Source organism: Brevundimonas sp. (assembly GCF_036659295.1).
Classification (GTDB): Bacteria; Pseudomonadota; Alphaproteobacteria; order Caulobacterales; family Caulobacteraceae; genus Brevundimonas.
Genome location: NZ_JAVXCU010000109.1, coordinates 1 through 6,355, shown reverse-complemented (window position 1 = coordinate 6,355; position 6,355 = coordinate 1). Strand labels below are relative to the sequence as shown.

Genomic DNA, 6,355 nt, shown 5'->3' with positions numbered 1-6,355 from the left:
TGGCCCAGCGATAGTCGGCCATCAGGTTGCCCATGTGTTCAGGACGACGCGAAAGGTGCTTGCCCTTGTTGTCGCCCGAAGCCATCTGGGCGTCGGTCCAAGTATAGTTGGCCGAGACGGTCAGGGCATCTGTGAACTGGATCGCCGTACTGAACTCGACGCCCTTGGCTTCGGTCTTGAGGGCATTGGCATAATAGCCCCAACGCCCCACGCCATTGACGGTGCACAGAGGGTCGGTCGAGCCGGTCGAGCAACCGTTGTAGCGGATTTCGTTATCCGCCTCGCGGTTGAAGTAGGTGAGGGTGACACTGGCGCGGTCAAACAGCTTTTGCTGAACGCTAAGTTCCCATGCGTCGAACTCTTCCGGATCCAGCGTCAGATTACCGTATTCACTATACAGCTCGTACAGGCCCGGTGCGCGGAAACCCTGACCCCAGCTGGCACGCAGAAGGGTAACGCCTTCGTTCGGTGTCCATGCCGCAGCGACCTGACCCAGAAGGTTGTCACCGTACTGAGCGTGGTCGTCATAACGCAGACCACCTGTCAGGGTCAGGCCTTCAAACACCGTCCACTGGATTTGCGCATAGGCGCTGTCCAGATCGGCATTGCCCTTCACATAGGCAGGATTAATCGACCAATCCGACGGCGAACGCGTACGCATTTCCGAACGCTCGCTTTCGATGCCGAACGTCGTGTTCAGATTGTCGTTAAAGGCAAACGTGCCCTGATATTCCCAGCGACGGTTTTCACCTTCGGCATCGAATGTCAGGGTTTGAAGCTTGTTGTCGGGGTTGTAGTTGTCACGGTCGGTCGTGGTCTGGGCGTAACCGATACGGTTTTGCAGACGACCATCGAACAGCCCGAAGTTCAGACCTGCATAGGCCACCAGTTCGCGGGTCTTGCCGTATTCGCGGCTATCGACGCCCCAGCCGTCAAAATCATTCTGACCGTCCGACCAGACGCTACGCAGATCAAGCGACACATCATCGGCCAGCTTTACATTCAATCGGCCCGACAGGCTGGTATTGGTATAACCGTCGTCTTCGCTGCCCAGCGCATAGGCCGAATAGCCGTCCGTATCGTAACGATTGGCGGCCAGACGCCAGCTGATGCGGTCATTGGCACCGCCCACAGCACCACGGAAATAGGTCGTGCCATGCGAACCGGCTTCGGCCGATGCATTGCCTTCAAATGCCGAACTCGGCTCTGCGGTCACGATATTGACGACACCGCCAATGGCTTGGCTGCCCCATAGCGTGGACTGTGCACCGCGCAGGACTTCGATGCGTGACGTATCGCCAACCAGCAGGTTGCCAAAGTTGAAACCGCCTTGGGTGGAGGAGGGGTCATTCAGCTTTACGCCGTCAATGATGACGACCGTGTGGTGGGTTTCAGCGCCACGGATGCTGACACCTGCCGAGGTGCCCACGCCGCCATTGCGGTTGTAGCTGACGCCCGGTGTCTGAACGAGCAGTTCCGAGACGGCCGGCGTCTGGGCATTTTCGATAGCGGCGTGCGTCAGGATGGTGACCGATGCACCAACGCGCTCTACCGGCTGGGCCGAACGGTTGGCGGTAACCACAACATCTTCCACGGCGGTCGCGCCGGAGCGACCGGCAACGTCAGGAAGCGAAGCTTGTTGATCAGCTTCGTAAGCAAAGGCAGGCGAGGCCGCGAGGAGGGCGGCAACAGCAATTTGTACAGTCGAAAGACGACGCATCTATGTATCCCATAGCGATGCAAACGCCGCCGCCTTGCATAACCATGAGCCATGCAGAAACGACCGCGCAAGCGGGTTAAAGTCCATGGTCGTCACGCGAGTTTCCTCGACCGCACGGCACATCCCGACCGCGTGGAGAACGACGGCGTCAGGCAGGTCTCCTGGCTTGCGGATCAATGCCGGTGCGCGTCGCCTTCCCAGCATCGAGGCCGTAGCCATTTCGATGTCCAGTGGCGTATGACGCGCGGGCTAGCCGCTTACAGTTGCGGGAACAGCCGGAGTTTCTAACTCCGTTCCCTTTGAATCCCCGTTAGGGGAACCTGACGCAGGATTGCCACTAGGACGGCTTGTGGTTCAGGTCAACCGGAGAGAAAACATGGGTCGTATTCTGGTTCTGGGCGGTTCACGTTCCGGCAAAAGCCGTTTTGCACAACTCAACGCTGAAAAAGCCGCCAAAACGACCGGCCATAAGCCCGTAATGATCGTCACAGCACAGGCCTTTGATGACGAAATGCGCGACCGTATCCAGCAGCACCAAAATGATCGCGCAGACCGCTGGCAAACCATAGAGGCACCGATCGCGCTGGCCGAAAGTCTGCGCCGCCAGACATGCGACAGCACTGTGGTTGTTGACTGCCTGACACTTTGGCTGACCAACCAGATGCTGGCCGAGCACGATCTGGCTGAAGCCGTATCTGAACTCGTGGACGCAGTGGCTAGCTGTAAGGCCGCACATCTATGGCTGGTCAGCAACGAAGTCGGCTGGTCGCTCGTGCCCGAAAATCCGCTCGGTCGCCGTTTCAGAGACGAAGCTGGACGTCTTCATCAACAACTGGCTGCCGTGTGTGACGACACATATCTAATCGCTGCCGGAATGAAGTTAAAGCTGGAGCCATTCTAATGATTATCAATTATTTCGCATAATATTCCTTAGGCGATAAAGCCATGGCGCCCCATGTTTGCTATTATTGTGACTGATCGCAAACTCTGCGAACCGCGCCATTCCCCTCTAATTCGCACACGTATTCGATCAGATCGCAGGTAGCTTAGTTGGGCTGACGGCTATTCTAAACGAGCGCTTCTGCCGATGCCCTTTGGGGCAGCCCCCGATACATTTCCCAACAAGCAAGAGCTGGACATCTCGAACAGCCGCTTTGAGTCAGATTCAGAATCTCTGAAGGTCCGCTTTTAGGTAATTGACCCCTGCCCTTTTGCGCGTAAGGGCCATTCCATGAAACCCTCACGTCAACTCGATTACGGTTTGCTCCCCTGATGTCACCTCGCACGAAAAATAACGCTGTGATATCGCATGCCATCAATCGAGCGATTGAGGCACCAGGCGAGCAAAGCGAGATTGCGGCATCGCCGTCGTCGCTACAGTATGTGAAGTCACGTACGAGGCAGCTGAGAACGCTTTCAGCCTGACGGGCTCTTCAGGGATAGATACCTCTACGGGCGACATTAAACGGGCTTTGACGCATCTGGGTATCAAACCTGCCTACCGATGCATCCCATTTAATGAAGGCGCTAAACCTGCGAGCTTGGGCAGGACCGCAATCCTAGCCGTTAATGAAAACACGCAGGGGTGGCACTGGTGCATATGGAACCACGAAACCCAAAGCATTGTTGACCCCTCTCACAAACCATACCAGCGCTACCGCTTTGGTTGGTATCTAGATTTCACTCGGAGCTAACGACCGAGCAATTCAGACGTTTCGGCGGTGCTGTCAGCCCCCCTAGTCTCCGGGCGCGGCCTGGAAGTTTTCCAGCCCGACTGTCAGAGTTGAGACCGTCATCGCGCAGAGGGCAGCGGCGCTGTCGGGATGCTGATCGATTAAGGCCCGGACATGCTCTAGGGCCATCCGCACGAAGGACAAGGAGACGATGACGCGTTTGTCGGCGACCGATAAGGACCGCGTGGGCCCCATCATTCCCTCAATGATCGCATCGGTGCGGAGATCCAGATCCTCGAGCCCTTCGGCCGTTCGGATATCGGGTCGCCAGGCGTGGCGGGTCAACATGTCCCCCGATAGCCCCAGGATAGGTCGGCGAGGCCGTCGTGCTCGACTTGGTCAGCTAGCCCACGCAACAGGAGAGCGGCGTGGGCTAGGGTAGCCGGATCGCGGCTCTTGTAGGTTACGCCGCTGATTGCCGCAGCGACCATGGCCTCGGCAATGTCCCCGCCCACCTCCGTCCGAGATTTTCCTAGGCTTTCCGCATCCAGCGCGCGAGCCTTGAAGAAGGCGTTCAGGGCGACGTCATAGACCTGCGCCTTGTACTTGGTGGGTTCGCACGATTGCGGACGTCTCAGTCGCAAGGTTTGCGATCAGTGACAATTATGGCGATCTGTCGTCGCCTCAAGGACGCAGCAAAACCTTTCCGGACTTGCCTGGAGCCAGAGAGGCCTTCACAGCCTCTGAAATCTGGGCGAGATCGAACACAGCTTCCACCGGTAGCTTTAAATCGCCTGCGATAACCAGTTGAAGCAGTTCGCCGATCAGCGCGGCCCGTTTTGGTGCAGGCATGGCGTCGCTGACCTTGGAACCCCAAAATCCTTTGACGACGGCCTGTTTAAAGATGACGTCACCTGAAGGTATTTGCATGGGTTCTCCGGCCATAGTGCCGAACGAAACAAGAAGTCCGTTCTCACCAAGTAGGCCCATCAGGTCACCACTTGCTTTTCCGCCAATGGAGTCGACAGCGGCCTTGATAGGTGCCTCCCCTATGATGGCACGCACCCGATCTTTCCAATCGGAAGATGCGGTCGAAACGACGTTACCAATGCCTGTTTGCGCCATCTCGTCGACACCGGCGTCCCGACGAACAAGGTTAACGACATTGATGCCGCGTGCCTTGGCCAGCATGGCAAGCGTCTTGCCAACGGCACCATTGGCAGTGTTCTGGATCACCCAGTCTCCGCTTTCCACATTCAGAAAATCCAGCAAGGTGATCGCGCTAAACGGCATGGCGATCAATTGCGAGGCCGCTTCATCAGGTATGGCGTCAGGAAGCGGAACCAGTCCGCCGGCAGGTGCCAGAAAATACTCTGCCCAGCTTTCGTGGACACCGGCCACTGCAACACGCTGGCCTACGGAAATCCCCGACACATCTGGGCCAAGCGCATCCACAAAGCCCACGGCCTCGCTGCCCCCGACAGCCGGCAGGGCGGGCTTATAGCCATACTGCCCGCGCACAGTCCAAAGGTCGTGATTATGTATAGGCGCCAGAATGGTTTTGATTCTGACCTGCCTTGGTCCCGGTTCCGGTATAGAGCTTTCACCAAGGACAAGGACTTCGGCCGGATCACCGAACGTGTGATGGATCGCACTGCGCATGACGGTCTCCGACATCAAAGAGCGGTGGCGTGCAGACGCACATCCACATTGTTTCGTGTCGCATTGGAATAGGGGCAAACCTTATGCGCCGCCTCGACAAGCTGCTGTGCTTGCTCGGCATCAATGCCAGTGGTCTCGACATAGATATCAATGTCGAGCGTATAGCCGCCATCGGGCCGCTGACCGATCCCAACCTCGACCGAGGTCTTGCTGGTGGCTACCAGCTTCATCTGTCCGGCTACCATCGACAGGGCACTGTCAAAACAGGCCGCATAGCCGAGAGCAAACAGTTGTTCAGGGTTGGCCCCCACATGCGTGGAACCAGGACGGGCCAGATCTAATGCGAGGCCACCATCGTCCAGCGCAGTGTGTCCTGTACGACCTCCGGTGGCCGTGGCGCGGGTCTTGTAGAAAACCTTCATCGTTCCATCCTCGGTGTTGCGCACAGTCGATCCTGTGTAGCGACCGAGGGGCAAGACACCAGTAAAATATCCTTGATATTCAGGTGTGAAGATTTACGTTCAGGCAACAAAAAAGCCCGCCGAAGCGGGCTTTTAAATGGTGGGCGGCGAGGGGTTCGAACCCCCGACCCCCTCGGTGTAAACGAGGTGCTCTGACCAGCTGAGCTAGCCGCCCATTCCCGCTTTGCCGTGGCGGCGCTGCGAGGCCGTCTCTTTGCCCATATTCGGCTAACCATTCAAGAGGCTTTTTAATCCCTCCCCCGCTCTAAATCGCGCAGTGCGCGATGCCGACCGCTCAATTGTCTCGCCAGTACGGGGATTCCGGGCTTTTCCGGCGGCTCGCTCGGTAACAAAAAAACTTCCAAAACCAACGATACGCACGTCTTTTCCGTCCTTTAGGCGCTGCCCGATTTGGTCAGTGACTGATTCGAGCGCTAATTTTGCCTGCTCGCGAGATATGCCTGCCGCTTCGGCTATGCGGCCAATCAGTTCGATTTTGCTCATAATAGCCCCCTCCTCCGATTTATATTCCGCCAAAGCCATATCATTGATGGGCAAGAAAAAATGCGGCCCGGAGAACCGGACCGCATTTCTATTATTCGTCTACAATCAGTGACTGACTGATGCCGTGCTGCCGGATACCGCAGGCGCAGCAGCAGGTGTCAGAGGTTCTGCCTCTTCATCCCACTCGACAGGTGTCGGCGTGCCCGTCAGTGACCATTTCAGAGCCTCGTCTGCCGTAGAGATCGGGATGATTTCGAGCGCAGCCTTCACATTGTCAGGCACATCCTCGAGATCTTTCTCGTTCTCTTGCGGGATCAGAACCGTCTTCACACCAG

The 6,355-nt window shown here is 57.2% G+C and carries 8 protein-coding genes, 1 tRNA gene and 1 riboswitch; of the genes, 1 reads left to right on the top strand and 8 read right to left on the bottom strand.

Features of this window, described 5'->3' with window-relative positions; genetic code table 11:
* Positions 1–1,720, bottom strand: a 1,720-nt coding sequence (locus RSB01_RS13020; RefSeq protein ID WP_332625613.1) for a TonB-dependent receptor, incomplete at its 3' end; no start/stop codon positions are given.
* Positions 1,721–1,853: 133 nt separating this feature from the next.
* Positions 1,854–2,059: riboswitch (cobalamin riboswitch) on the bottom strand.
* Between the two features lie 37 nt (positions 2,060–2,096).
* Between RSB01_RS13020 and cobU the strand changes: the two genes are divergently transcribed.
* Positions 2,097–2,621 carry a bifunctional adenosylcobinamide kinase/adenosylcobinamide-phosphate guanylyltransferase gene (cobU, locus tag RSB01_RS13015; RefSeq protein WP_332620346.1) on the top strand — a complete coding sequence of 175 codons (525 nt, stop codon included), beginning with the start codon at positions 2,097–2,099 and terminating at the stop codon, positions 2,619–2,621.
* An 835-nt stretch (positions 2,622–3,456) separates the two neighbouring features.
* Here cobU and RSB01_RS13010 read toward each other — a convergent pair.
* From RSB01_RS13010 to RSB01_RS12980, 7 genes are all read right to left on the bottom strand, one after another.
* Positions 3,457–3,741: a hypothetical protein gene (locus tag RSB01_RS13010; protein ID WP_332620191.1), complete on the bottom strand. Its 285-nt coding sequence runs from the start codon at positions 3,739–3,741 to the stop codon at positions 3,457–3,459.
* Positions 3,735–4,037, bottom strand: a complete 303-nt coding sequence (locus RSB01_RS13005) for a hypothetical protein (protein WP_332620189.1) — start codon at positions 4,035–4,037, stop codon at positions 3,735–3,737. Before RSB01_RS13005 ends, RSB01_RS13010 begins: the two co-directional genes overlap by 7 nt.
* Before the next feature lie 40 nt (positions 4,038–4,077).
* Positions 4,078–5,055: a zinc-binding dehydrogenase gene (locus tag RSB01_RS13000; RefSeq protein WP_332620188.1), complete on the bottom strand. Its 978-nt coding sequence runs from the start codon at positions 5,053–5,055 to the stop codon at positions 4,078–4,080.
* Positions 5,056–5,069: 14 nt separating this feature from the next.
* Positions 5,070–5,501, bottom strand: coding sequence for an organic hydroperoxide resistance protein (locus RSB01_RS12995; protein ID WP_332620187.1), 432 nt, complete (start codon positions 5,499–5,501; stop codon positions 5,070–5,072).
* A 113-nt stretch (positions 5,502–5,614) separates the two neighbouring features.
* A tRNA-Val gene (locus RSB01_RS12990) sits at positions 5,615–5,691 on the bottom strand.
* A 53-nt stretch (positions 5,692–5,744) separates the two neighbouring features.
* On the bottom strand, positions 5,745–6,023 hold the full coding sequence (locus RSB01_RS12985) for an HU family DNA-binding protein (RefSeq protein ID WP_332620193.1): 279 nt from the start codon (positions 6,021–6,023) through the stop codon (positions 5,745–5,747).
* A gap of 102 nt (positions 6,024–6,125) precedes the next feature.
* Positions 6,126–6,355: S16 family serine protease (locus tag RSB01_RS12980; protein ID WP_332625612.1), on the bottom strand; the 230-nt coding region annotated here is incomplete at its 5' end.

Coding starts and splice junctions, on each gene's coding strand:
- cobU (WP_332620346.1), top strand. CDS start 2,097: ATGGGTCGTATTCTGGTTCTGGGCGGTTCACGTTCCGGCAAAAGCCGT.
- RSB01_RS13010 (WP_332620191.1), bottom strand. CDS start 3,741: ATGTTGACCCGCCACGCCTGGCGACCCGATATCCGAACGGCCGAAGGG.
- RSB01_RS13000 (WP_332620188.1), bottom strand. CDS start 5,055: ATGCGCAGTGCGATCCATCACACGTTCGGTGATCCGGCCGAAGTCCTT.